This is a genomic window from Allobosea sp. LjRoot90 (genome assembly GCF_964254315.1).
GTDB lineage: Bacteria > Pseudomonadota > Alphaproteobacteria > Rhizobiales > Beijerinckiaceae > Allobosea.
Genome location: NZ_CAXUTF020000002.1, coordinates 29,474 through 53,503 on the forward strand (window position 1 = coordinate 29,474; position 24,030 = coordinate 53,503).

At 66.2% G+C, this 24,030-nt stretch carries 25 protein-coding genes and 1 pseudogene; 16 read left to right on the forward strand and 10 right to left on the reverse strand.

Features of this window, described 5'->3' with window-relative positions:
* A complete protein-coding gene (locus ACSQ3M_RS06875; RefSeq protein WP_436149336.1) occupies nt 1-858 on the reverse strand; it encodes an alpha/beta hydrolase family esterase in 858 nt (285 codons plus the stop codon).
* Nucleotides 859-980: 122 nt separating this feature from the next.
* Here ACSQ3M_RS06875 and ACSQ3M_RS06880 point away from each other — a divergent pair, with 122 nt between their 5' ends.
* A complete protein-coding gene (locus ACSQ3M_RS06880) occupies nt 981-1,580 on the forward strand; it encodes a class I SAM-dependent methyltransferase (RefSeq protein WP_436149337.1) in 600 nt (199 codons plus the stop codon).
* 53 nt (nt 1,581-1,633) lie between these two features.
* A complete protein-coding gene (locus tag ACSQ3M_RS06885) occupies nt 1,634-2,692 on the forward strand; it encodes an MBL fold metallo-hydrolase (protein ID WP_436149338.1) in 1,059 nt (352 codons plus the stop codon).
* Between the two features lie 117 nt (nt 2,693-2,809).
* Here ACSQ3M_RS06885 and ACSQ3M_RS06890 read toward each other — a convergent pair whose 3' ends face one another.
* Nucleotides 2,810-3,688, reverse strand: coding sequence for a GyrI-like domain-containing protein (locus tag ACSQ3M_RS06890; protein ID WP_436149339.1), 879 nt, complete (start codon nt 3,686-3,688; stop codon nt 2,810-2,812).
* 406 nt (nt 3,689-4,094) lie between these two features.
* Here ACSQ3M_RS06890 and dapF point away from each other — a divergent pair, with 406 nt between their 5' ends.
* From dapF to ACSQ3M_RS06905, 3 genes are all read left to right on the forward strand, one after another.
* On the forward strand, nt 4,095-4,979 hold the full coding sequence (dapF, locus tag ACSQ3M_RS06895; protein WP_436149340.1) for a diaminopimelate epimerase: 885 nt from the start codon (nt 4,095-4,097) through the stop codon (nt 4,977-4,979).
* Nucleotides 4,979-6,256, forward strand: a complete 1,278-nt coding sequence (mtaB, locus tag ACSQ3M_RS06900; RefSeq protein WP_436149341.1) for a tRNA (N(6)-L-threonylcarbamoyladenosine(37)-C(2))-methylthiotransferase MtaB — start codon at nt 4,979-4,981, stop codon at nt 6,254-6,256. The genes dapF and mtaB overlap by 1 nt, the downstream gene beginning before the upstream one ends.
* Before the next feature lie 73 nt (nt 6,257-6,329).
* Nucleotides 6,330-6,899 carry a hypothetical protein gene (locus ACSQ3M_RS06905; protein ID WP_436149342.1) on the forward strand — a complete coding sequence of 190 codons (570 nt, stop codon included), beginning with the start codon at nt 6,330-6,332 and terminating at the stop codon, nt 6,897-6,899.
* 158 nt (nt 6,900-7,057) lie between these two features.
* On the opposite strand, the gene ACSQ3M_RS06910 is transcribed toward ACSQ3M_RS06905, so the two are convergent.
* From ACSQ3M_RS06910 to ACSQ3M_RS06920, 3 genes are all read right to left on the reverse strand, one after another.
* The gene (locus tag ACSQ3M_RS06910; protein ID WP_436149343.1) at nt 7,058-8,776 is read right to left on the reverse strand and encodes an AMP-binding protein; all 1,719 of its coding nucleotides are present in this window, start codon (nt 8,774-8,776) and stop codon (nt 7,058-7,060) included.
* 234 nt (nt 8,777-9,010) lie between these two features.
* Entirely contained in the window at nt 9,011-11,089 is a 2,079-nt protein-coding gene (locus ACSQ3M_RS06915) for an elongation factor G (protein WP_436149344.1), read from the reverse strand.
* Nucleotides 11,090-11,301: 212 nt separating this feature from the next.
* A complete protein-coding gene (locus ACSQ3M_RS06920; protein WP_436149345.1) occupies nt 11,302-11,646 on the reverse strand; it encodes a winged helix-turn-helix transcriptional regulator in 345 nt (114 codons plus the stop codon).
* A 90-nt stretch (nt 11,647-11,736) separates the two neighbouring features.
* Here ACSQ3M_RS06920 and ACSQ3M_RS06925 point away from each other — a divergent pair, with 90 nt between their 5' ends.
* The gene (locus ACSQ3M_RS06925) at nt 11,737-12,600 is read left to right on the forward strand and encodes an NmrA family NAD(P)-binding protein (protein ID WP_436149346.1); all 864 of its coding nucleotides are present in this window, start codon (nt 11,737-11,739) and stop codon (nt 12,598-12,600) included.
* 98 nt (nt 12,601-12,698) lie between these two features.
* On the opposite strand, the gene ACSQ3M_RS06930 is transcribed toward ACSQ3M_RS06925, so the two are convergent.
* Entirely contained in the window at nt 12,699-13,487 is a 789-nt protein-coding gene (locus ACSQ3M_RS06930) for an SDR family NAD(P)-dependent oxidoreductase (RefSeq protein ID WP_436149347.1), read from the reverse strand.
* A gap of 188 nt (nt 13,488-13,675) precedes the next feature.
* Between ACSQ3M_RS06930 and rplS the strand changes: the two genes are divergently transcribed.
* Together rplS and ACSQ3M_RS06940 are read left to right on the forward strand one after the other, a co-directional pair.
* Nucleotides 13,676-14,068 carry a 50S ribosomal protein L19 gene (rplS, locus tag ACSQ3M_RS06935; protein WP_436149348.1) on the forward strand — a complete coding sequence of 131 codons (393 nt, stop codon included), beginning with the start codon at nt 13,676-13,678 and terminating at the stop codon, nt 14,066-14,068.
* An 88-nt stretch (nt 14,069-14,156) separates the two neighbouring features.
* Nucleotides 14,157-14,594, forward strand: a pseudogene (locus ACSQ3M_RS06940) (HlyD family secretion protein); the annotation flags it as partial.
* 16 nt (nt 14,595-14,610) lie between these two features.
* Here ACSQ3M_RS06940 and ACSQ3M_RS06945 read toward each other — a convergent pair.
* Nucleotides 14,611-15,024: a hypothetical protein gene (locus ACSQ3M_RS06945; RefSeq protein ID WP_436149349.1), complete on the reverse strand. Its 414-nt coding sequence runs from the start codon at nt 15,022-15,024 to the stop codon at nt 14,611-14,613.
* Nucleotides 15,025-15,082: 58 nt separating this feature from the next.
* The gene (locus ACSQ3M_RS06950; protein ID WP_436149350.1) at nt 15,083-16,285 is read right to left on the reverse strand and encodes an aminotransferase class V-fold PLP-dependent enzyme; all 1,203 of its coding nucleotides are present in this window, start codon (nt 16,283-16,285) and stop codon (nt 15,083-15,085) included.
* 116 nt (nt 16,286-16,401) lie between these two features.
* Between ACSQ3M_RS06950 and kynA the strand changes: the two genes are divergently transcribed.
* The gene (gene kynA / locus ACSQ3M_RS06955) at nt 16,402-17,250 is read left to right on the forward strand and encodes a tryptophan 2,3-dioxygenase (protein ID WP_436149351.1); all 849 of its coding nucleotides are present in this window, start codon (nt 16,402-16,404) and stop codon (nt 17,248-17,250) included.
* Between the two features lie 235 nt (nt 17,251-17,485).
* Here the strand turns inward: kynA and ACSQ3M_RS06960 are convergent, their stop codons facing one another.
* Nucleotides 17,486-17,884, reverse strand: a complete 399-nt coding sequence (locus tag ACSQ3M_RS06960; protein ID WP_436149352.1) for a hypothetical protein — start codon at nt 17,882-17,884, stop codon at nt 17,486-17,488.
* Between the two features lie 152 nt (nt 17,885-18,036).
* On the opposite strand from ACSQ3M_RS06960, the gene ACSQ3M_RS06965 reads away from it, so the two are divergent.
* From ACSQ3M_RS06965 to leuD, 7 genes are all read left to right on the forward strand, one after another.
* On the forward strand, nt 18,037-18,213 hold the full coding sequence (locus ACSQ3M_RS06965) for a hypothetical protein (RefSeq protein WP_436149353.1): 177 nt from the start codon (nt 18,037-18,039) through the stop codon (nt 18,211-18,213).
* 90 nt (nt 18,214-18,303) lie between these two features.
* Nucleotides 18,304-19,722, forward strand: a complete 1,419-nt coding sequence (gene leuC / locus ACSQ3M_RS06970) for a 3-isopropylmalate dehydratase large subunit (protein ID WP_436149354.1) — start codon at nt 18,304-18,306, stop codon at nt 19,720-19,722.
* 26 nt (nt 19,723-19,748) lie between these two features.
* The gene (locus tag ACSQ3M_RS06975) at nt 19,749-19,994 is read left to right on the forward strand and encodes a hypothetical protein (RefSeq protein ID WP_126113353.1); all 246 of its coding nucleotides are present in this window, start codon (nt 19,749-19,751) and stop codon (nt 19,992-19,994) included.
* Entirely contained in the window at nt 19,994-20,452 is a 459-nt protein-coding gene (locus tag ACSQ3M_RS06980; protein WP_436149355.1) for a metallopeptidase family protein, read from the forward strand. The genes ACSQ3M_RS06975 and ACSQ3M_RS06980 overlap by 1 nt, the downstream gene beginning before the upstream one ends.
* Nucleotides 20,453-20,455: 3 nt before the next feature.
* On the forward strand, nt 20,456-21,253 hold the full coding sequence (locus ACSQ3M_RS06985; RefSeq protein ID WP_436149356.1) for an RDD family protein: 798 nt from the start codon (nt 20,456-20,458) through the stop codon (nt 21,251-21,253).
* Entirely contained in the window at nt 21,250-21,882 is a 633-nt protein-coding gene (locus tag ACSQ3M_RS06990; protein ID WP_436149357.1) for a LysE family translocator, read from the forward strand. The genes ACSQ3M_RS06985 and ACSQ3M_RS06990 overlap by 4 nt, the downstream gene beginning before the upstream one ends.
* A gap of 49 nt (nt 21,883-21,931) precedes the next feature.
* Nucleotides 21,932-22,534, forward strand: coding sequence for a 3-isopropylmalate dehydratase small subunit (gene leuD, locus ACSQ3M_RS06995; RefSeq protein ID WP_436149358.1), 603 nt, complete (start codon nt 21,932-21,934; stop codon nt 22,532-22,534).
* A gap of 249 nt (nt 22,535-22,783) precedes the next feature.
* On the opposite strand, the gene ACSQ3M_RS07000 is transcribed toward leuD, so the two are convergent.
* Nucleotides 22,784-24,028, reverse strand: a complete 1,245-nt coding sequence (locus tag ACSQ3M_RS07000; protein WP_436149359.1) for a DUF1501 domain-containing protein — start codon at nt 24,026-24,028, stop codon at nt 22,784-22,786.
* Between the last annotated feature and the right edge of the window lie 2 nt (nt 24,029-24,030).

A 24,030-nucleotide genomic window follows, 5' to 3' on the forward strand; every position in this document is an offset into this window, starting at 1 on the left:
TCAGTTCGCGACCGGCCGGGCTTTCAGGCGCGCCTCGAACCAGTGGCGCGCCAGCTCGGCCCACTCCTTCGGCGGGTCCTCGTGGCCGCCGGCATGGAGCACGAGCGAGACCTGGCGGCCGCTCTCGCAATTCGTCCAGGAGCGCTGCCAGACCGGCCCGTGCACCTCGATCGTATCGGGGCGCGTGGTCTTGCAGCCATCGGTCGCGCGCCAGAGCTGCAGCCCCTCGAAGACATCGCCTTGCGCATGATTGGGGCCAAGCTGGCGACCTTCGAGGGGGAAGACCTCGTCGCGCCAGCCATGCGTCTGCAGGATATCGACCGGTCCGGCGCATTTCGTCGGATGCGGTCGCCAGAAATTGCCGGCGAGCGGGGCATAGGCTGCACCAAGGTCCGGCTGCCGGCAGGCGAGATACCAGGTCAGCGAAGCGCCGATCGAGAAGCCGCCGACGAGAACGCGCTTGCGATCGATGCCGAAGCGGGCGACGGCGTCGTCGAGCACCTGCTGCGCGAAGGCGAGTTCATCACGCTGCTGCGGTGCATCCGGCAGGAAAGACCAGCCGCGACCATAGCGGCTGTTCTGCATGACGAGCCCGCTTGGGCCGAGCACGACATAGCCGGCCTCGACGAAGGGCTTCAGAACGGAATCCGCAGAGAGGACCGCATCGCCACCTCCGCCGGCGCCGTGAAAGAACAGCACGGCCGGCCGTTTTTTACCCAGAGATGGTGCGGTTGCGGGCACGGCAGCGTGATAATCACCGAGCGGAACCTTGCAGGGCTCGGCCTGCGAACCGCAGGCCTGCGCTGCCGTGCTGGCAAGACCGAAGAGAAGCGCTGAAAACAGGGAAAGCCTTGCCATCGGGACCTCGCGAAGCGAGGCGGGACTATGCCTCGACGTCTGGAGCGATCAAGCCTTGATGCTGACCAAATGTGGCAGCGATCTGCAGCAACGACCGACGATTCCAGCCCATGGAGATCACAATGTCCGGCGATGATCGCGCAACGCTCGATTTCTATGCCAACGAGGCGGAAATCTATGCCGGGCGCACCCGCGAGCTCGGCGCGGCACGGTTGCGGCGCTTCGCCGAGTTAGTGCCCGCCGGAGGCAAGGTGCTGGAACTCGGCTGCGGCGGCGGGCAGGACAGCGAGGCCCTGCTGGCGCTCGGTCTCGACGTCAGCCCGACCGATGGTTCCCCCGAGCTCGCCGCGCAAGCGGAAAAGCGGCTGGGCAGGCCGGTCTCGGTGCTGCTCTTCGAAAATCTCGCAGTCGATGCCGCGTTCGACGGCGTCTGGGCCAATGCCTGCCTGCTGCACGTTCCGCGCCCTGCCCTGCCCGGTATCCTCGCCAGGGTTCACCGCGCATTGCGGCCGGGCGGCGCCTTCTATGCCAGCTTCAAGGCTGGCGAAGCGGAAGGCCGCGACCGCTTCGGCCGCTATTACAATTATCCGGACGCCGACTGGTTGCGCTCCGCCTATGGCAGCGGGCGCTGGCGCAGCCTCGACATCACCGAGGAAACCGGTGGCGGTTACGACCGGGAGCCGACACGCTGGCTCCATGCAACGGCGATCAAGTTGTCTTGAAACAGGTGGCACGGTCTTGAAGCTGGGCGACCTGAGTACAACTTGTCGATGTCATGACACGTCGCAAGCTCCTGCGCCTCCTCGGCATCCCCGCTTTGCTCGGTTCCTCGGGCTTCGCCTGGGCCTCCTATGCGCGCTCGCGCAATCGCTATTATCAGGGCCCGGTCAGCGACCATTTCGACGGGTTGGTCTTCAGTGACGGCCGGCCCGTCACCAAGGGGCTGGCCGATGTGCTGCGCTGGCAGTTCTCGAAGCGCGAGCGCGAGGTCTTTCCGGCGCAGTACGCGGCCCCGCCGCAGGACAAGCCGCCAGCGCGCGTCGAGTCGGTGCGAGTCGTCCATCTTGGCCATGCCTCGTTCCTGTACCAGATCGCTGGCCTCAACATCCTGATCGATCCGGTCTATTCCGAACGCGCGAGCCCGTTCTCCTTCTTCGGGCCGAAGCGGGTGAATGCGCCGGGTGTCGCTTTCGGCGACCTGCCGAAGATCGACATCGTCCTGGTCACGCATAACCACTACGACCATCTCGACGTCGAGACGCTGGCGCTGATCCATGCGCGCGACAATCCGCGCATGATCATGCCGCTTGGCAACGACGCGATCGTCAAGGCGCGTGATGGTTCGATCCGGGCCGAGGCGCATGACTGGGGCGCGCGGCTGGAGCTGTCGGGCAAGGTCGCGGTCACGCTGGTGCCGAGCTATCACTGGTCGGCCCGCGGCGCTTTCGACCGGCGCATGGCGCTCTGGTCCTCCTTCGTCATCGAGACACCGGCGGGCAAGCTCTTCCATATCGGCGACACCGGCTACCATGACGGATCGCTCTATGAGCGGCTGGGCCAAGAACATGGCCCCTTCCGGCTGGCCGCACTGCCAATCGGCGCTTATGAGCCGCGCTGGTTCATGAGCGACAACCACATGAATCCGGAAGAGGCGGTGGCGGTGATGCGTTCACTGCGGGCAGAGCAGGCCCTCGGCCACCATTGGGGCACGTTCCAGCTCACCGATGAGGGCGTCGGCCGGCCGCCCGAGGCGCTCAAGGTCGCGCTGGAAAAAGCGGGTTTGCCGGAGGAACGCTTCCGGCCGATGCAGCCCGGGCTGGTGTGGGAGGCTTAGACGCCCGCGCCGTCATGCTCGCCCTTGTGGCGAGCATCCACGTCTTGAACACCGCATTGTATTGGGGAAGACGTGGATGGTCGGGACAAGCCCGACCATGACGGGAAAAGCGCTGCGCTATTTCGGCTGGACGTAGACGTTGATCTCGAGGTTCGGGTCGCCGGGATCCTTGAAGTCGCTGACATATTCCTCGAGGAAGGCGTCTTTCACGACGATGTTCTTGGCCTCGAGATAGGCCGTGATCGTCTCATAGGTCGAATCGATGTCGTCATAGGGCGCGGTGTGGACGAAGCGCAGCGAGCGCCCGACCGGTGACTGGCCGTTGCGTACGCCGGTCGCCAGCGGCTTCGCCGCATCTGCGGGACGGTCGACCGGCAGCATCGCCTCGAATTTGAAGCCGTTATCGTCAGTCTCGACGAACAGGCTCAGCGGCCGGCCGGCAACCTTGAGGCCGGCCTTATCGGCCTCAGCCCGCAGGAGTGCGATGGTCTCCGACAGCTTCTGGAAACCCTGATCCCAGCTCGCCTGTCCGGCCAGCAGCAGCACGGGCTTGGCGACGAGCGCGATCTCGTCGACATCCGATGGATCGCCCTGCTTGCCGGCGAGCGTCGCGTTCGGATTCGGCGTGCCGGTCTGCTGTTGCTGGACGGGCGGCGCCGGCTGCGGATTGGGCAGCGTCGGTGGCGGCTGGACAGGTTGCGGCTCGAGCGGCGTCTGCGGCACCGGCGCGGGCTGGACCGGCTGTGGCACGACCGGTGTCTGGGGGGCTGGCGGCGGCTGCACTGGCTGCGGCTCGGCCGGGGCCGGTGGATTGGCCTGAGTCTGGGTTGGGGCCTGCTGGGCAGGCTGCGCGTTCTGCGCCGGCGTCGCCGTTCCAGGCGGGGCCGCGAGCGGCGTGCTCTCCACGGCGGTTGGGGGCGCCACGCGCGTCTGCGCGGCAGCCGGGTGGACGAAGGCGAGCGCAAGAAGGAGCGCGCTGAATCTCAACTGCCGCATACCCGAACTTCCCGCGCTGACACGACCGATTCGCCCCGTGCCGCAAACTACGATGATCCCGTTACGGCAGGAAGATCGCGAAGGGTGGCATTTTTTCGGCGTCACGCTCATATACCGCCATGATCATGGATATAGAGCTCCTAACACGACCCGCTGGGGTCTCGACGCCGGCAATTCGTCCGTTCCGCCAGGAGCGGCGTGCAGCCGATACCGTTGGTATCGGCAAACGTCGCGACGCCGCGGGCGGGCGAATTCCCGGCGCCGCAGGTGGGCTTTTGAGGGCCGCATGCGTTGTCGAAACGACTTGCCGATACCAATGGTATCGGCTGCGCGCTTCTCCTAGCATTCGCCTCCTCCAAAGCCCATCGAGACCCCAGCGGGTCGTGTTAGGAGCTCTTCTGACGATATGAACGCCCTCGCCAATCGCCGGTTCCTCAAGATGAACGGACTCGGCAACGAGATCACCGTGCTCGACCTGCGCGGGACGAAACACCTCGTCTCCGAGGCCGAGGCACGCGCGATCGCGAGCCAGGAGCGCACCCGCTTCGACCAGCTGATGGTGCTGCATGACGCGAGGGTGTCGGGCACCGATGCGTATGTCCGCATCTACAACACCGACGGTTCGGAAGCTGGCGCCTGCGGCAATGGCACCCGCTGCGTCGCCTGGGCGATGACCGCCGATCCTGGGATGGGACAGGCAGGCCGTGACGGCCTCTTGCTGCAGACCAAGGCCGGGCTGCTGCCGGTCTCACGCCTGTCCGAGACCGTCTTCACCGTTGACATGGGGGCACCGCGCCTCGCCTGGGACGAGATCCCGCTGGCCGAGCCCTTCGAGGACACCAGCCGCTTCGAATTGCAGATCGGCCCGATCGACGATCCGATCCTGCATACGCCCTGCGCCGTCAGCATGGGCAATCCGCACGCCGTCTTCTTCGTCGATGATCCCTACCGCTTCAATCTCGAGCAGATCGGCCCGCTGCTGGAGAACCACCCGATCTTCCCGGACCGCGCCAATATCGGCCTCGCCGCCGTCAAGGCGCCGGATCACATCGTGCTGCGGGTCTGGGAGCGCGGCGCCGGCATCACCCGCGCCTGCGGTTCCGGCGCCTGCGCGGCGCTGGTCGCAGCCGTGCGGCGCGAGCTTTCCAATCGCAAGGCGACCGTCAGCCTGCCCGGCGGCGATCTCGTGATCGAGTGGCGCGAGAGCGACGGCCATGTGCTGATGACCGGGCCGGCCGCGCTCGACTGGGAAGGCGTGCTGGAGCCCGAGCTCTTCGCCGCTGTAGCCTGATGACGGTCGAGCTCGTCACCTTCGGCTGCCGGCTCAATCTGGTCGAGAGCGAGACGATCGAGCGGCAGGCGCTGGCCGCCGGTCTCGCCGACGTCGCGGTGATCAATACCTGCGCCGTGACAGCCGAAGCCGTGCGCCAGGCCGGCCAGGCGATCCGCCGACTCGCTCGCGAAAAGCCAGAGCGTCCGATCGTGGTCACCGGCTGCGCGGCGCAGATCGAGCCGGCGCGCTTCGCCGCCATGCCAGAGGTGGCGCGGGTGCTCGGCAATACCGAGAAGCTCGACATGGCGAGCTGGCGAGCGCTCGCCAATTCGAACAGCCTGCGTGCCGCGAACCGGGATGACGAGCCCGCCGGCAAGATCGCCGTCGGCGACATCATGCAGGCCCGCGACGCCACCCCTCACCGCACGCAGGGGCTGGGCCAGCATACGCGCGGCTTCCTCCAGGTGCAGAACGGCTGCGACCATCGCTGCACCTTCTGCGTCATCCCGCTCGGGCGCGGCAATGCGCGCTCGGCTGAGGTCGCCGAGGTCGTCGCGCAGGCGCGCCGCCTTGTCGAAGATGGCGCCAGCGAGATCGTGCTGACCGGCGTCGACCTGACGAGCTATGGCCGGGAAAAATCCGAGGGACCGACGCTCGGTGCGCTCGTCCGCGCCGTCCTGGCCGCACTGCCCGAGTTGAAACGCCTGCGGCTGTCCTCGCTCGATGCAGTCGAGATCGACGATGATCTGCGAACCCTGATCGCAAGGGAGCCACGGCTGATGCCGCATTTGCACCTCTCGCTGCAGGCCGGCGACGACCTCGTGCTGAAGCGGATGAAGCGCCGCCATAGCCGCTCTGACGCAGTCCGATTCTGCGACGAGATGCGCCGCCTGCGCCCGGACATCGTCTTCGGCGCCGACCTGATCGCCGGCTTCCCGACCGAGGACAAAGCGATGTTTTCCCGCACGCTCGGCCTGATCGAGGAATGCGGGCTGTCCTATGTCCATGGCTTTCCCTTCTCGCCACGGCCCGGCACGCCGGCAGCGCGCATGCCGCAGGTTGCCGGCAGCGAGATCAAGGAGCGAGCAGCCCGGCTGCGTGAAGCGGCGGAAGCCGCGCATGCCCGGCATCTTGCCGCCCGCATCGGCCAGCCACTCTCGGTCCTGACCGAGCGCGGCGACACCGGCCGGGCCGAGGACTTCACTCTGGTGCGCTTCGGCCGCAGCGTCGCGCCCGGCCAGATCCTGCCGGTGACGGCCCATGCCCAGGCTGGGAAATCCCTGCTCGCGGCTTGACGTGAAGCCCGTGCGACGCCCATAGCCGCACCGAACCGTCCGTCTCCTTGCTGTCGCAATCGGGAACTAGCTCGTGACCATGATCCGACCGCTTTATCTTTCCGCAGCCTTAGCCGCCGCCCTGTTCGCAGGAAGCGCCGCCGCGCAGTCCTATGGCGACGCCGCGACTGGCCTTTCAGTCGTGCCACCCGCCGGTTTCAAGGCAGAGGCCGGCAAGCCGCACCCGCAATTCGAGGTCACGATCGACATCAGCTCGAAGACCGGCACGCCGAAAGCGGCCAACAGCGCCGGCCAGCTCTGCACGCTCGGCTTCAAGAGCGCGGCGCAGAATGCCAAGCTGACGCGCGAGGTCGTCAACGAGCAGATGGCCAAGCCGGAATGGCAGCAGCTCTACCGCGACATGTTCGAGACGATCGGCACTGTGTCCGACCTCAAGCTGTTCGAGCACCAGGGCTTCAACGGCATCGAGCTGATCGTCACGCCCAAGGCCGGCCCGAACGCGCAGAACCTGCGCATGTTCACCTCGACCCTGGAGACGCCGAAAGGCCGGACCGCGCTGATCTGTGCCACCGACCAGGCCGGACTCGCCGCCGCGCTGCCGCAGTTCAAGGCCCTTCGGGCGACGATCCACGCGCCGGAATAAGGGCCTTCCGACAAAACCAAAGGCCTCATCCTGAGGAGCGCTCCGCAGGAGCGCGTCTCGAAGGATGTTTCAGGAGACTCCGGAGACAGCTGGACCATCCTTCGAGACGCAGCCTTCGGCTGCTCCTCAGGATGAGGGCTCCGGAAGTAAAAGCCGCCTCAGCCCTTCTGCGCCGCAACCTCTTCGCGCAGCGCCCGGCGCAGGACCTTGCCGACATTGGTCTTGGGCAGGGCCTCGCGGAAGATGATCTGCTTGGGCACCTTGTAGCCGGTCAGGTTCTCCTTGCAGAAGGCGCGCAGCTCTTCCGAGGTGACGGCGGGATCGCGCTTGACCACGAAGGCGGTCACCGCCTCGCCGGAATGCTCGTCCGGCAGGCCGATCACGGCAGATTCCAGCACGCCCGGGTGCTTGGCGAGCACGTCCTCGACCTCATTCGGATAGACGTTGAAGCCGGAGACGATGACCATGTCCTTCATCCGGTCGACGACCTTGAACTGCCCGTCCGGCAGGAGGATGCCGACATCGCCGGTGCGCAAGAAGCCGTCGGCCGTCATCACCTTGGCGGTCTCGTCCGGCCGATTCCAGTAACCGACCATCACCTGCGGTCCGTGGACGCAGATCTCGCCGGCTTCGCCTGCCGGCACGTCATTGCCCTCGGCATCGCGGATGGCAAAATCGGTCGAAGACAGCGGATATCCGATCGTACCGGTGAATTCGGCGATGTCGGTGCGGTTGACCGAAGCGACCGGCGAGGTCTCCGACAGGCCATAGCCTTCGATGATCGGCCGTCCCGTGACTTCCTTCCAGCGCTTGGCGACGGCGGCCTGCGTCGCCATGCCGCCAGCGACGGCAAAGCGCAGCTCGGAGAAGTTCACATCCTTGATATCGGGATGGCTGGCGAGCGCGTTGAAAAGCGTGTTGACGCCCGAGAAGAGCGTGAACCTGCTCCCCTTCAGGATCTTGATGAAGCCGGCGATATCGCGCGGATTGGCGATCAGCAGGCTCTTGGCGCCGATGCGCAGCATGAACATGCAGCAGCAGGTCAAAGCGAAGATGTGATAGAGCGGCAGCGCCGTTATCATGACGTGCTGGTAGTCGCTGCGGCCATGCGGCGGCTCGAGCTGCCAGCCGAGCCAGAGCGCGCATTGCGCGACATTGGAGGCGACGTTGTGGTGGGTCAGCGTCGCGCCTTTGGCGACGCCGGTCGTGCCGCCGGTATATTGCAGGAAGGCGACATCCTCCGGCGTGATCGTGACCGGGCTCATGGCCCCAGGCTGTGCGAGGATCGTCTTGAGCGGAACCGCACCCGGCAGGTTGTAGGGCTTCACTACCTTCTTGATCTTGCGGGCGACGAAATTGACGATCGCCCCCTTGAAACCCATCAGATCGCCGGCCGTGGCGATGACGATCGACTCCAGCTTGAGATTGGGCCGCGCCTCCTCGACGACATGGGCAAAGTTCTCGATCACGACCAGTGCGCGCGCCCCGGAGTCGTTGAGCTGATGCGTCAGCTCGCGGGCGGTATAGAGCGGGTTGACGTTGACCACGGTGAAGCCACCGAGCAGCGTGCCGAAGATCGTCGCCGGATTGGCCAGGATGTTCGGCATCATCAATGCGATGCGGTCACCCTTCTTGAAGCCCTGTGCCTGCAGCCAGGCGGCGAAGGCGCGCGCCGCGCGACCGACCTCGGCGAAGGTGATCGACTTGCCAAAGCTCTCGAATGCGGCGCGGTCGGGATAAGTCTCGTAGGCGCTCCGGATCAGATCAGCGAGCGTGCCGACTCCGGCCTCGTCGATGGTGGGCGGCACCGCCGGCGGATAATGCGCCAGCCAGGGACGTGCACCCGGCGCCGCCTGAACCGCTGAAACTGCCGTCATCGTCATCCTCCCTTGGCGACCCTGCCCTGTTCTCGGGCCTTGGCCGCAGCGGCGGCTATCGTCGGGCACACGGCCCGATACGAAATCCGCTCTGTTTCTCTTCTCGCGCTACACTGCGCAAGGCTCACGGCGGGCGCAAGCGCCCTCCGTGAGAAAGTTTACATATAAACTTTTGCGCCGCAACAGGCTCGCCCCCGCTCCGCTCAGGTTGAGCCAGGCGGATCGGGGACAATCTCAGCGTGCTTGCGCCATCAAATGCGCCGCGACCACCGCGTCGGCCGGCTTGCCGGCGAGCTCGGCGAGATGGTCGAAGCGGGCGCTGAACGAGCCGACGCCGGCAGTCGCGGAGCGCAGTTCGACGATCAGCCCCGCCATCTCGGCCTCCGGCATCAGCGCGTTGATCTGGTCCCAGCCGCGCCATCCGGGCCGCGCATCATAGCCAAGGATCTGGCCGCGCCTTGCCGAGACGATCGCCGAGGCACGCGACATCGCATCCGACGGGATCACGATCTCAACCGCCAGGATCGGTTCGAGCAGCACGGGCTTGGCCTGCGGGCAGGCTTCGCCCATCGCGATCCGTGCCGCTTGCCGGAAGGCCATGTCGGATGAATCGACCGTATGATAGGAGCCGTCGGTCAGCGTCACCTCGATATCGACGAGCGGAAAACCGAGCGGGCCGCGCTGGCAATAATCGCGCACCCCGGCCTCGACCGAGCTGATGTACTGCCTCGGCACGACACCCCCGGTGATGCGGTCGACGAAGCGGATGCCTTCGCCGCGCTGAAGCGGCGCGATCTCGATCACGACATCGCCGAACTGGCCATGGCCGCCGCTCTGCTTGCGGTGCCGGCCGCGCGCACCCGCCTTGCCCCGCAAGGTCTCACGATAGCCGAGCTGCGTCGCGCCGCTGTCGACGCTGACGCCGTAGCGCCCGGCGAGCCGTTCGAGCGCGACCCGCAGATGCATCTCGCCCTGACCGGAGAGACGCATCTCACCGAACTCGGCGCGATGCTCGAGAGCAAGGGCAGGATCCTCCTCGATCAGCTTGGCGAGACCGGCGGTCAGCCTGACATCGTCCTTGCGATCCTTGACGCCGACCGACAGCGCATGGACCGGCTCGGGCGGCGCCACGGCGCTGACGATGTCGGGGCGGGCCTTGCCGACCGCGATCGCATCGCCGGTCCGGATACCTTCGAGCCGCGAGAAGGCGACAACCTCGCCCTCATCCGCCGCAGGGCGCCGCTGCTGCTCGGTGCCCTTAAGCTCGAGCACGCCGCCGATGCGGGCTTCGACACCGCCGGATGATGTGAGCACGTCGCCCTCGGCCATGCGCCCGCGCAAGATGCGCGCCAGCGAGAGCTTGCCGCCCTGCCCCGACTGCCAGGTCTTCAGCACCAGCGCGAGCGGCGCGCCGCTGTCGACGACGCCGGTCCGCCCGCGCGTCGCCTCCAATGTCGGCGCCTCGTGCCGAAGCGCCTTGAGCAACCGGGTGACACCGTTGCCGCGCTCGGCAGCACCGATCAGCACCGGCACGACATGGCGCTCCTTGAGCTCACGGGCGAGGTCGTCGAAGACGAGGTCGCGCGGCGGCTCGATATCGCCGAGCAGGCCTTCCATCAGCTCGTCGTCATAGTCGGCGAGCTTCTCCAGCATCGAGAAGCGGGCATCGCGCTCGCGCTCGACCTCTTCAGCCGCCAGCGGCACGATCTCGCTCGGGGCGTGCTCGCGATAGATGAAGGCCCGCTCCAATGCGAGGTCGATGAACCCCACGGCGATGCCGTTGCGCCAGATCGGAATCTGCCGGAGCAGCAGCGGCGTGCGCGAGGCGCGCTGCAGCAGCGCCAACGTCTCGCGCACACGCCGCGAGGCGGAATCGATCTTGTTCAGGAAGAGGAAGCGCGGAATGTCGGCCTCCTCGAGCTCGCGCAGGACGAGCTCCAGCGCCGGCGCCTTGCGGTCATCCGCCTCGCAAACCACGACCGCGGCGTCGACCGCCGGCAGGACATGGCGCATCTCGTGCAGGAATTCGACGGAGCCGGGGCAGTCGATGAAAGTGTAGCGCTCGCCCATGAAGTCGACGCTGGCGACATTGGGCTCGGTGCTCATCTGATGGGAGCGTGCCTCGGGCGAGCCATCGCCGACGCTGTTCCTCGTCTTGACGGAGCCGGCGCGCGAGACTGCGCCGCAACGTGCCAGGATGCTCTCGAACAGGCTGGTCTTGCCACTCTGGAAGGGACCAACGATGGCAATGCATCGCGGGCCCCTACCTCTGACGCCGGACGGGTTTCCTCCATTGCCGGAAGTCGCAGCCATGTCGTCCTCCTTCGGTTCTGGCCGCGCGGACGGTGGCCTTGAAGCCTTGCGTCCGATGCGGCGGTTGACCGGCGGGAACAGGAATGGAGCGCCCACGCCGGAAAGGCGGCGGTCGCTCTGGCCCGACAGGGTCGGGCGGCCGTCGAAGAGGGATGTCGAAAGACAGGTTTGCGCCGTTCCGGAGCAGGCGCAAGCGGAATGTTGCCGCTGGCTCAGACCGGCTCCGACCGGCGCGCACCATGCGCTTCGCCCCAGAGCATCATCGCCTCGAAGATCGGCGCCAGCGCCCAGCCACATTCGGTCAGCGCGTACTCGACCTTGGGCGGCACCGTTTCCTGCACGCTGCGGGAGATGACGCCATCCTCTTCCAGTGCGCGCAGCTGCAGGGTCATCATCCGCTGCGTCACATGCGGCAGGAGCCGGCGCAGCGCGTTGAAACGGCACGGCCCATGCGTCAGCTGGAACAGGATCAGCGCCTTCCACTTGCCCCCTATCACGTCGATCGTCGCCTCGACCGGACACCAGACAAAGGGGGCGCACTTGAGCGACGGGCGCATCGGCTGCTCCATTCCAGTATAAAAATTGTGCGTACTTATACTTCTGATACTGCCCTGTTATGCCGTCCCCATCAACCGATGGAGGGCACGATGTTTGCGATCATGGGAGCGACGGGACAGACGGGCGGCGCGGCTTTGGCGGCCGCGCTCGCAGCAGGCCATATGGTCAGGGCGATCGTCCGGGAGCCGAACCGCGCCGCGGCGCTTGCCGACAAGGGCGCCGTCCTGGCCAAGGCCGATCTCGACGATGTCGAGGCGCTGACGGCAGCCTTCACCGGCGCCGAGGCGGTCTATGTGCTCAATCCAGTGCCGCAGGCAGCCGAGGATGTTTTCGCCGTGGCGGCAAAGAATGGAGCTGCGATTGCGCAGGCGATCCACCGTGCGGGAGTGCCGCATGTGGTGGCGCTGTCGTCGAGCGGCGCCCATCTCACGGGAGGGACCGGCATCGTCCGCGCGCTGCACGATTTCGAGCAGGCCCTGCGCGGTGCAGCGCCTTCGCTGACCTTTATCCGTGCCACCGAATTCATGGAGAACTGGGGCAGCGTCCTTAACGTCGCGGCCGAGCACGGCATCCTGCCGAGCATGCGCCAGCCGCTCGACGCTGCGGGCGAGACCGTCTCCGCCAGCGATGTCGGCCGGCAGGCTGCTGCCGAACTCGCCCGCCCGCATGCCGGCGAGCGCATCGTCAACCTGAAAGGGCCGGTGGAGTACGCGCCTGAAGATGCCGCGCAAGCGCTCGGCGAGCTGCTCGGCAAGCCGGTGGCGGCGATAGCGGCGCCGCGCGAGGACTGGGAGCCGGGGCTCGTCGCTGCGGGCCTCAGCGAAAGCCATGCACGCGAGTTGGCCGAACTCTACGACGCCATGAACGCCGGCCGGATCGCCTTCGAGGAAGTCGGCGAGACGCGCCGCGGCAGCGTCACGCTGAAGGAGGCGCTGGCCGGGCTGCTGGGCTAGAGTATTTCCGCGTTTCTCCGAACCGCTGAAATGCTCTAGTCCTTTGGTTTATCGCATTTTCTTCACGCGAACCGGTGCCCACTTCGCTCGAAAATGCTCTAGCGATTGCGGCGCTGCCCGCGCAGCGTCGGCAGGCCAATGCCGACCGCGTCGAAGCCGCCGTCGACAGCAAGCACCTGGCCGGTGATGTAGCTCGACCGGTCGCTGCACAGGAAGAAGATCGCCTCGGCAAGTTCCTCTTCCGCGCCATAGCGCGCGAGCGGGATGGCGTCGTGATAATCGGCGCGGATCTCGGGCGAGTGCACGGCCTTGGCCATGGCGGTCTCGACCGGCCCGGGCGCGACCGCATTGACGCGAATGCCGAGACCAGCGAGCTCGGCCGCCTGCTGCTTGGTGAGATGAGCGAGCGCCGCCTTGCTGGTGCCGTAGGCGACGCGCAGCGTCGAGGCGCGCAGGCCCGAGATCGAGGTGATGTTGACGATCGCGCCACCGCCATTATCGGCCATCACCGGCGCGGCGGCCTGCGTCGTCAGGAACGGCCCGTCGAGATTGACCGCAAGCACGCGCCGCCATTCGGCGTAAGTCGTCTCCAGCAACGGCTTGAACACGGCCGTGCCGGCATTGTTGACGAGAGCATCGAGCCGGCCGAAGCGTTCCACCACCGCGTCGACCGCCTCCGAGACCTGCTCCGGCATGGCGACGTCGCAGGCGATGGTCATCGTCGCGGTCGGCGCATCGAGCTCGGCCATTGCCCTGGCGAGCTCCGGCGCGTCGATGTCGAGCAGGACGACGCGCCAATTGTCGGCGAGGAAGCGCTTGGCGGTCGCGAGCCCGATCCCGCGCGCGGCCCCGGTAACGAGGGCGACCTTGGCGATGTCCTGAGGCATGACGGCTGTCCGAAGCGAGGCTGGCGATGGCCGCGACCATAGGCAGGCCGACCAGGCAAGGCAAAACCCTTCACACAGCTTATCTCGCGCTCGACAAACCCGCCGCGCTCCTGTAAGGCCCGGCACTCAACTTAAAACAGCGAGCCGAAAGCCCGCGCTTCCGCGCGAACACGGCCATGGAGAGACCCATGAACATCATCGAGCAGATCGACCAGGAGCAGATCGCCAAGCTCGCCGACGGCAAGGAAATCCCGCATTTCCAGCCCGGCGACACCGTGCAGGTCAACGTCAAGGTCAAGGAAGGCGAGCGCAGCCGCGTCCAGGCCTATGAAGGCGTCTGCATCGCCCGCAATGGCGGCGGGCTGAACCAGAGCTTCACCGTTCGCAAGATTTCCTATGGCGAGGGCGTCGAGCGCGTCTTCCCGCTGTATTCGCCGAACCTCGACTCGATCAAGGTCATCCGCAAGGGCAAGGTTCGCCGCGCCAAGCTGTATTACCTGCGCGATCGCCGCGGCAAGTCGGCCCGTATCGCCGAGCGCGTCGACGCCAAGCCGGCCAAGGGCGCGAGCAAGGGCAAGTAAGAGCCCTCCTCCCGCAACGGGATTTCAAGAACGCGGTCTTCGGGCCGCGTTTTTTTGTTGCCTGCGCCTCGATGCAAAGTGCGACAGGGCAACCGTCCATCTCGCCGAGATCGACCTGCAGAACACCCGTATCACCGCACCGCAGGACGGGAGGCTCGGCGAGGTCTCGGCCCGGCTCGGACAACATGTCTCGGCCGGTACGCAATTGATGGCACTGGTGCCGAGTCAGGTCTGGGTGATCGCCAATTTCAAGGAGACGCAGCTTTCCGGCATGCGCATCGGCCAGAGCGTGAGCTTCACGGTAGACGCACTCCGACATGCCAGGCTGACCGGCAAGATCGAGCGCTTCTCGCCGGCTGCCGGCTCGGAGTTCAGCGTGATCCGGCCGGAGAACGCCACCGGCAATTTCGTCAAGATCGCCCAGCGCGTTCCGGTGCGGATCGCGATCGATCCGAACCAGGAACTGGCCGAGCGGCTCTCACCCGGCATGTCGGTGGTGGTCAGCGTCGACACCGCTCAGCGCTGACCGCCCGTACTGCCGGTCAGTCGGCCACATCGACATCCGTGAGCAGGAAGCCGGTCGGCGTCTTCGTGAAGGTGAAGATGTCCCCGCCGCAGGCGATGGCATAGATCTCGTTCTTGTTGCCGTCGCGGTCGTAGACCGGCTTGGCACGCTGAAGGCAGGTGCGGTTCTTCGCGGTGAACTCGCGCGGATAGACCTTGGCACGGAATTGCGCGGCGTCGCCGATGGAGGCGTCGCCCATATAGGGCAGCCGCGTCAGGCCGGCGACAGCTACGGGGTCGTTGGCCTTCAGCGCCGCGCGGAACTTTCCGATGAAGCCGTCAAATTCCTTCTGCACGGCCGGAGACGCCGTGGCTTTCGCAGGGGCCTGAGCGAAGGCGGGAGCAAGACAGGCGAGAGCGGCTGCGATCGCAAGGCTGGGCAGAGTCTTCATGCGTCAGCTCCGTCCGATTGACCGATCAGCTCAGGATGCAGGCTGACCGGACCGGAGCCTACCGCAAGGTCATCAGCCGCTCCAGCAGCAGCTTCGTGTCACTTTCGGTCTGGTAGAGCCCGAAGCCGAGACGCAGGCGGTCGCCGCGCAAGTCGACAGTGATGCCGACCTGTTTCAATTTCTCATGCCACAGGGCCGCATCCGCATGGCGGAAGGTCAGGAAGTTGCCGCGCGCCGGATCGCTCAGCGGAACGACGAGGTTCTCTGGCGCGAGCACGCCGCAGGGCCGCTGCGCCAGCCCGGCCATGACGATCTCCTGCAGGGCATGCGCATGGGCGTGGATGGCCGCGACATCGAGGCCCTTGGCGTCGAGCCAGTCGAACATCGCGCCCATGCGGTAGAGGCCGGAGGGATCGAAGGTCGCGCCCATGAAGCGCCAACCGTTCTGCGCATAGCCGATGCTGTCTTGCGGGCCAGCGAGCGCACCGAAGGAGGCATACCAGCCGGTGTCGCGCGGCCGCATGGCAAAGCCGGGCGGGCAATGCATGAAGCAGGCGCCCTCGCCCGACATGGCATATTTGTAGCCGCCGGCGATGTAGAAGGCCTTGCCGGCAATGGCCGAAAGATCGGTCGGCCGGGCCAGGAAGCCGTGATAGCCATCGATGACGACGAGCCGACCAGGCGCCGAGACGCCGTCGACCAGCGCCTCGAGGTCGGTCAGCGCATAGCCGGAATTGAAGTGGACCTGGCTGGCGAAGACCATGTCGGGGCCGAGACCCTGCTTTGCCGCCGCAACCAGGCGTTCCGTCAGGCTGGCGAAAGGCTCGGCCGGCACCACGGTGAGCTCGATCAACCCGTCTTCTGCCAGCCGCTCGATCTGGCGGCGGAAGGAATGGAATTCGGCATCGCTGGTCAGGATGCGCGGCTTGCGCTCGCGCGGCAGGCAGGAGAGCAGCCGGTTGACGAATTCATGGGTGTTGTTGGCCGGCACGAGCCCGTCGATCCCGGGCAGATTCAGGTGCCGGGCCACGCCCCGCGCGACCTTCTGCCAGACCGCGCCGAGCACCTCCTGCCATTTGCCGTCGACGAGGTGGGCGGCGTCATCCCAGGCACGCAGATGCGCCTCGCGCGTCGCATCCGGCCAGAAATGATGGCTATGAGCAGCGAAATGCAGGCTCGCAGGCCAGTTCTGGCGGAAGCGCGAGAACTCGGCCGAGAGATCGAAGGGCGGGCGGCCAAGCGTTGCGGGAGCATTCGTCATCCGGTCCATCGCCATCCTCACGCTCCGCGAGCCTTGCCGATGCGGCAAAATACTTTAAGCTTAAAATATCTCGCGCCTCTCCTCAGTCAAGGCGCGAGTCCAGCGGGGACGGCGCGATGACCACCGGGACAGGCGATCACAAGAGCCGGATCGAACCCGGCATCCAGACCGATTTCAAGGAGCGGATGGATTATGGCTCCTATCTCGGGCTCGACCTGCTGCTCGCGGCGCAAAAGCCGCTGAGCGACGCGCCCGACGAGCTTCTGTTCATCACCATCCACCAGGTCCAGGAACTCTGGCTGAAGCTCGCCGCGCATGAGCTCGACGGCGCCATCGCCGCGATCAAGGCCGACGAGTTGCAGCCGGCCTTCAAGTCGCTGGCGCGGGTCTCGCGCATCCAGGCGCAGCTTATCAGTGCCTGGGACGTGCTCTCGACCATGACCCCGGCGGACTACCTCGCCTTCCGCGACGCGCTCGGCCAGTCCTCCGGCTTCCAGTCCCACCAGTACCGCGCCTTCGAATTCCGCCTCGGCGCCAAGGATCCGCGCATGCTGGCGATGCACAAGCATCATCCCGAGCATCACGCCCATCTCAAGGAATTGCTGGAGGCGCCGAGCCTCTATGACGAGGCCTTGCGCCTGCTGGCGCGGCGTGGCCTGCCGGTCCCGGCGGACTGCATCGAGCGCGACTGGACCCAGCCCCATGTCGCGAACGAAGGCGTGAAGGCAGTCTGGCTCGCGATCTATCGCGATACGCACAGCTATTTCGATCTCTACGAGCTCGCCGAGGAGCTGGTCGATGTCGAGGACCAGTTCCAGCAATGGCGCTTCCGCCACATGAAGACGGTCGAGCGCATCATCGGCTTCAAGCAGGGCACCGGCGGCTCCAGCGGCGTGAAGTTCCTGCGGACCGCGCTGGAGCGCTCGTTCTTTCCGGAGCTGTGGCAGTTGCGGAGCGAGCTTTAGCTTTTGCCGCGCCGTCATTCCGGGGCTTCGCGTAGCGAAGAGCCCGGAACCCATGAACACAACGCTGCTACAGTTCGTCATGCTCGCCCTTGTGGCGAGCATCCACGTCTTGAACGCCACCCTGCCCGAAGGAAGGCGTGGATGGTCGGGACAAGCCCGACCATGACGGAAAGGGTGGTGTTCATGGGTTCCGGGCTCGTCGCTGCGCGCCGCCCCGGAATAACGGTAGGCGCTCTTACTCGTTATTCCCGAAAGTCATATCCCGCCGCGCCGTGAGGATGCTGATCGAGTAGCCGGCGATCACGTCGACCAGCGCCATCAGCGTGATGATCACGAAGGTGCCGGTGCCGAAGCCGGGCACGAACAGAAAGATCAGTCCGCAGGCGATGAAGACCACCATGGACAGGCCATGGTTCAGGATCGAGCTCGACTTGGCGCTGGTCGCGTTCATGATCTCGAAGAAGAGCACGACCGTCGAGATCGCGAGCAGGAGCTCGCTGACGGTCAGCACGAAGGCAGTGCCGGACGGCAGGCCGATATTGAGAAGCTCACGCGAGAGCGGGATACCCAACGCCGCGACGGTGACGCCATAGGCGATGACCGCCAGCAGCATGAAGGGAAAGAAGCGCGCCATCGCATCACCGTTCCGTTTGCCGGCGCAACCTGCTCTTTCGCGGCGCACCGGGAGCCGCTAGATAACAGCCCTGCACTGAACGCGCTACGCGGCTGCCGCTGCGACAGGCGCGCCGCGTTGCCCGTGCAGTTTGGAACTGGTAGAAGCACGTCATGACAGCGAAACGGCAGAACAGGGGCGAAGTCCGGCGCGTAGTGCGCCGCACCCTGAACCTGCGCCGTTTTCCGACCACCCAGGGCTTCGCCGCGCTGCATGACCATGCCCGCCTGCCCTGGCGCTTCTTCGGCCGCTTCACGGCCTCGCTCGCAGCCGGCCTTACCTGCGCCTGAGACCGGCCTTCCGGCCGGCGACAGGCCGTTGCGATGCGCGCTGGCCCCAGGGCCGCTACCCGATTTCCATACCGAAGGCGATTTGAAGCCATGACTGCGACCAAGGCCCCCACCACCCTCTACGACAAGATCTTCGAGGACCACGTCGTCGACCGCCAGGACGACGGCACCTGCCTGCTCTATATCGACCGCCACCTCGTCCACGAGGTCACCAGCCCGCAGGCCTTCGAAGGCCTGCGCATGACCGGCCGCAAGGTCCATGCGCCGCACAAGACGCTCGCCGTCGTCGATCACAACATCCCGACGACGGACCGCAGCAAGGGCATCGCCGAGGAAGAGAGCCGCATCCAGGTCGAGGCGCTCGCCAGGAACGCCAAGGAATTCGGCGTCGAGTATTTCGATGAGCTCGATATCCGCCAGGGCATCGTCCACATCGTCGGCCCCGAGCAGGGCTTCACCCTGCCCGGCACCACGATCGTCTGCGGCGACAGCCACACCTCGACGCATGGCGCCTTCGGCGCGCTGGCCCACGGCATCGGCACCTCGGAGGTCGAGCACGTGCTCGCCACCCAGACGCTGATCCAGAAGAAGGCCAGGAACATGTTGGTCCAGGTCGACGGCAAGCCCGCTCCGGGCGTCGGCGCCAAGGACATCACGCTCGCCATCATCGGCGAGATCGGCACCGCCGGCGGCACCGGCTCGGTGATCGAATATGCCGGCGAAGCCATTCGCGGCCTCTCGATGGAAGGCCGCATGACGGTCTGCAACATGTCGATCGAGGGTGGCGCCCGCGCCGGCATGGTCGCGCCGGACGAGAAGGCCTACGCCTACCTGAAAGGCCGCCCGAAGGCGCCGCAAGGTGCCGCCTGGGACGAGGCCGTGCGCTACTGGGAGACACTGCGCACCGATGAGGGCGCGCATTTCGACCGGATCGTCAGGCTCGATGCCGCCAACCTGCCGCCGATCGTCTCCTGGGGCACCAGCCCCGAGGACGTGATCTCGGTGACCGGCGCGGTGCCCGATCCCGAGCAGATCGCCGACGAGGTCAAGCGTGCCTCGAAGAAGCGGGCGCTCGAATATATGGGCCTGACCGCCGGCACCAAGATGACCGAGATCCCGCTCGACGTGATCTGGATCGGCTCGTGCACCAATGGCCGCATCGAGGACTTACGCACCGTCGCAAAGATCGTCGAGGGCAAGAAGATCCATGAGAGCCTGGACTATGCCATGATCGTCCCGGGCTCCGGCCTGGTGAAGCAGCAGGCGGAGGCCGAGGGGCTCGACAAGGTCTTCCTCGCCGCCGGCTTTGAATGGCGCGAGCCGGGCTGCTCGATGTGCCTCGGCATGAACCCGGACCAGCTCAAGCCGGGCCAGCGCGCCGCCTCGACCTCGAACCGCAATTTCGAGGGCCGTCAGGGTTTCAAGGGCCGCACCCATCTGGTCTCGCCGGCCATGGCGGCGGCAGCGGCCCTGATCGGCCACTTCGTCGACGTGCGCACGCTGGGCTGAAGCGGATCGTTTCGCGGGAGGACGTCATGAGCACCGATCCCCGCGAAGCCGCCCGCGCTAAGGAGGCCAAGGAAGCACTCGATCGCGTCAGGCGCGACGATGAGAGCTTCCTCGGCTCGTCCATGGGGCGCGCGGCCGACCACTTCTCCGGCAAGGACGCGCCGGAAGGCGATCAAATCGAGATCTGGGGCCGGCGTATCGGCCGCGGGCTTTCGCTGATCGCCTTCATCGGCCTGTCCTGGTGGCTCGGGCATCAACTGAAGATCTGGTGATGGGCAGCGTTCCCTCGATCAAGACATCCGCCTCGATTGAAGGCTTGCAGGGTCTCGACTGGGACGGCGTGCGTGCGCCGTCGGCCGCTGAGTTCGAGATCCTGGCGCAGGCGGCCTATGACCGCCTGCCCGATGATTTCCGCAAGCTCTGCGCCGATCTCGTCATCAACGTCACCGAGTTCCCCGAGGACGACGTGCTGAAGGAGCTCGAGGCCGAGAGCCCCTTTGACCTGCTCGGCCTGTTCTCGGGCGTCGGCCTGCCGCAGCAGGGTTACGCCCCGCAGACCGGACAGATGCCCAACACCATCCACCTCTATCGCCGGCCGATCCTCGACTACTGGGCCGAGCATGACGAGAGCCTGGGTGCCATCGTCACCCATGTGCTCGTCCATGAGATCGGCCACCATTTCGGCTTCGACGACGACGACATGGACGCAATCGAGAAGGCGGCGGGCTGACAGATGGTTGAGCCACAAAAGCTCTGGTTCTGGCGTCGCAGCTTTGCGGTCACGATAGATTTTATCGTCGCTTCACTGATTTTCGTGCTCGCCTTCACGCTTCTGACCAGCGGCACGAGCGATACGCTACGCCTTGGCGGGTTCGGCATGATCACCCGCATTTGCGGGCCGACCAAGGTCTCCCCGGAGGCGTTGGCAGCGGGAAACAAGATGATGCCAGGCGTGGATTGGACCAACGCCGCACAGTGCAACATTCGCAGCTTCGACATCACCGATAATCGCGTCATCGTTTTAGCTCGTCACGACAAGCAAGCGAACGGTGCCGTGTTCACGCTCAGCGTCTCCGTACCGGTGGACACAAGTGGTAACCCGGTCTCGCCATTCTACTTGGATTGGTTCGGTCTCGCGCTCTTCTTATTTGCTAGTCTTATATTCCTCACATCGCGCCTGCGTGCCACGCCCGGTATGAAGCTGATGAAACTCCAACTCGTCACGAAGGACGGCGAGAAGGCCGGGTTGAAGGCCGTGATCCTGCGTTTCCTATTCGCGTACATTCCCGTCGTGCTGATCATAGCGCTCGGCTTCGGAACGCTCTGGCTTGTCGGTGTTCTCAGCCTCAGCACTTGGCTTCTTGCGCCGGCGTTCTTTGCCGCCCTTGTCATTGCGCTCACTTGGTGGCGGCCATTCGAGCTTCGTCGCAGCCTACCGCACGCGCCGCTGCACGACATCTGGGCAGGAACGCGGATCGTTCGCGTTGCACCGACGCCTGCCGTCGAGGCCATAACGGATACTGGACAATGATCGACGAACTGATCCGCCACCTGCCTGACCTCGCCTTGGTCTTCTCGGCCTTCTTCATCGCCGTCGCCAGCCCCGGACCGAGCAATCTCCAGGTGATGGCGACCTCGATGGAGCATGGCCGGCAGGCCGGGATGACGCTCGCGCTCGGCGTCACCACGGGATCGCTGACCTGGGGCATCCTGGCCGCCATCGGCGTCACCGCCCTGATCGTCGCCCATCCCGGCGCGCTCTACGCCATCAAGATCATCGGCGGGCTCTATCTGCTCTTCCTGGCCTGGCGCTCGGCGCGCTCGGCCATGCAGGCGGAGATGCCGCCGCCGAAAGCCAGTGGTTCGGGACGCCGCCTCTATCTGCGCGGCTACCTGATGCACCTCACCAACCCGAAGGCGATCCTGAGCTGGACGGCGATCATCGCGCTCGGCCTGCGTCCGGAGACGCCGGCGGTCGTGCTCTACGCCATTATCCTCGGCTGCCTGACGATCTCGCTCGCGATCAACCAGACCTATGCCTACCTGTTCTCGACCGCCTCGATGGTGGCGGGCTACCGCAGGATTCGCCGCCGCGCGGAAGCCTGCCTCGCCGCCTTCTTCACCTTCGCCAGCTTCAAGCTCCTGACGGCGCAGCTCTGACGCGCCGCCGCCCAACCCTGATCAGAAAAGACCTGCCGGAGTACCCGCCATGCAGCCCTTCACCACCCTGACCTCGACCCCCGCCCCGCTGAAGGTGATCAATGTCGACACCGACATGATCATCCCCAAGCAGTACCTGAAGACGATCAAGCGCACCGGCCTTGGCACCGCGCTGTTCTCGGAGATGCGCTACAAGGACGACGGCTCGGAGAATCCCGATTTCGTCCTGAACCAGCCGGCCTATCGCAAGTCGGAGATCCTGGTCGCCGGCGATAATTTCGGCTGCGGCTCGTCCCGCGAGCACGCGCCCTGGGCGCTGCTCGACTTCGGCATCCGCTGCGTGATCTCCACGAGCTTCGCCGACATCTTCTACAATAACTGCTTCAAGAACGGCATCCTGCCGATCGTGGTCAGCCAGGAGGATCTGGATAAGCTGTTCGATGACGCCGACCGCGGCTCGAACGCGACGCTGACCATCGACCTTCAGAACCAGAGCATCAAGGGGCCGGATGGCGGCACGGTGAATTTCGAGATCGACCCGTTCCGCAAGCACTGCCTGCTCAACGGCCTCGACGATATCGGCCTCACCATGGAGAAGGCGACCAAGATCGACGCCTATGAGGAGAAGCTGAAGGGCCGCGCCTGGGCTTGATCTTTCCTTCTCCTCTCGGGGATCCCTCTGCCAGAGGCAGGGCGAGGCTCCTCCCTTCCCCCTTGTGGGGAAGGGTATGGGGATGGGGGGCGAACGACCGGGTGCAAGGCTGCCTGTAGCAGCGGATAGGGCAGCCTCGGCGTGAATCGCCTCGACTTTTCGCCCCCCGCCCCTGCCCCTCCCCACAAGGGGGAGGGGTTCCCGCGCTTCAGCTTTGGTTTCGCAGAGGGACTCCCGAGGGGAGAAGGGTCACACCACCAGCCCCTGCATCGGCAAGAGCCCACCAGTACCGGGGAACACCTTCTCGGCCAGCACCGGCCCGGATAGCCCGAATAGGTCCGCCACAACGCCCTTGGCGACGGCGCGAATGTCGGTCGTCGGCCTGAGGTCGCGCTGCTCGTGCAGTTGCTCCGGCTTGAGGCCGGGCCAGTCGGCGATCATCCGCTTGCCGCGGACCGCACCGCCGACCAGGAAGGCGACCGTGCCAGTGCCGTGATCGGTGCCGACCGTGCCGTTGACGCGAGCGGTGCGGCCAAATTCGGTGACGACCATCACCACCGTGTCCTTCCAGACCGGCTTGAGGCCGCTCTCGAAGGTCGCAAGCGCGCCGTCGAGCCCGCCGAGCAGATTGGCGAGTCTTCCCTTGGCGCCGCCTTCGTTCGCATGCGTATCCCAGCCCTCGAACGCCAGCGCGGCGATGCGCGGGCCGTCCTCGGCGCCGACCAGCCGGGCGGCTCCCTCGGCGATGCGCTTCATGCCGTCGGCACTGTCAGGCCCGCCGCCGCCACGCGGCTGCTCGGCGCCTTGCCTGGTCGCGATCAACTCGGTTTCGATCGCCCGCTTCAGCACCAGCGCCAGACCGGGATCGCGCTCGCCATAGAGATCGCCGAGGCGCTGGACGAGATCGGCGCCGGCCCGTGCCATGCGCGGCGGCGCCCAGCCCAGCACCGGCGCCTCGCCACGCACGACGAGAGGTGGCACCACGCCGACGCCGAGCGCGCCATGGCGCGACACAGCCTCGCCCGGCGGCAGGCTGGCGATCAGCCGGTTGAGCCAGCCTGAATCGGTCTTGCCCGGGCCGCCCTGCCCGCTTTCGAGCACATCCTGCCCGTCGAAATGCGAGCGCTCGCGATAGCCGGTGGCGCTGGCATGGACGATCGCCGCCTGCCCGCCAGCATAGAGCCGCGCCAGGTTCGGCATCGCCGGATGCAGATAGAAGAAGCCGTCTAGCGGCAGCGCCGCCTCCGGCCCGTCCTTGGCCAGCGCGATGCCTTCGCGCAGCTCCGCATAACCGGGATCGCCGAGCGGCGGCACGGCCGAGAGCCCGTCGAGCGCGCCGCGCAGCACCACCAGCAGGAAGCGAGAATCGCGCGAGCCGGCCGCCGCATGGGCGAATTTCGGCATGTAGGACCAGGCGAAGAGCGCGCTCGCCGCACCGAGCACGGCGCGGCGCGAGGGCGTCATCCGTTCGCAATCATCATCGTCGGCGGCCATGC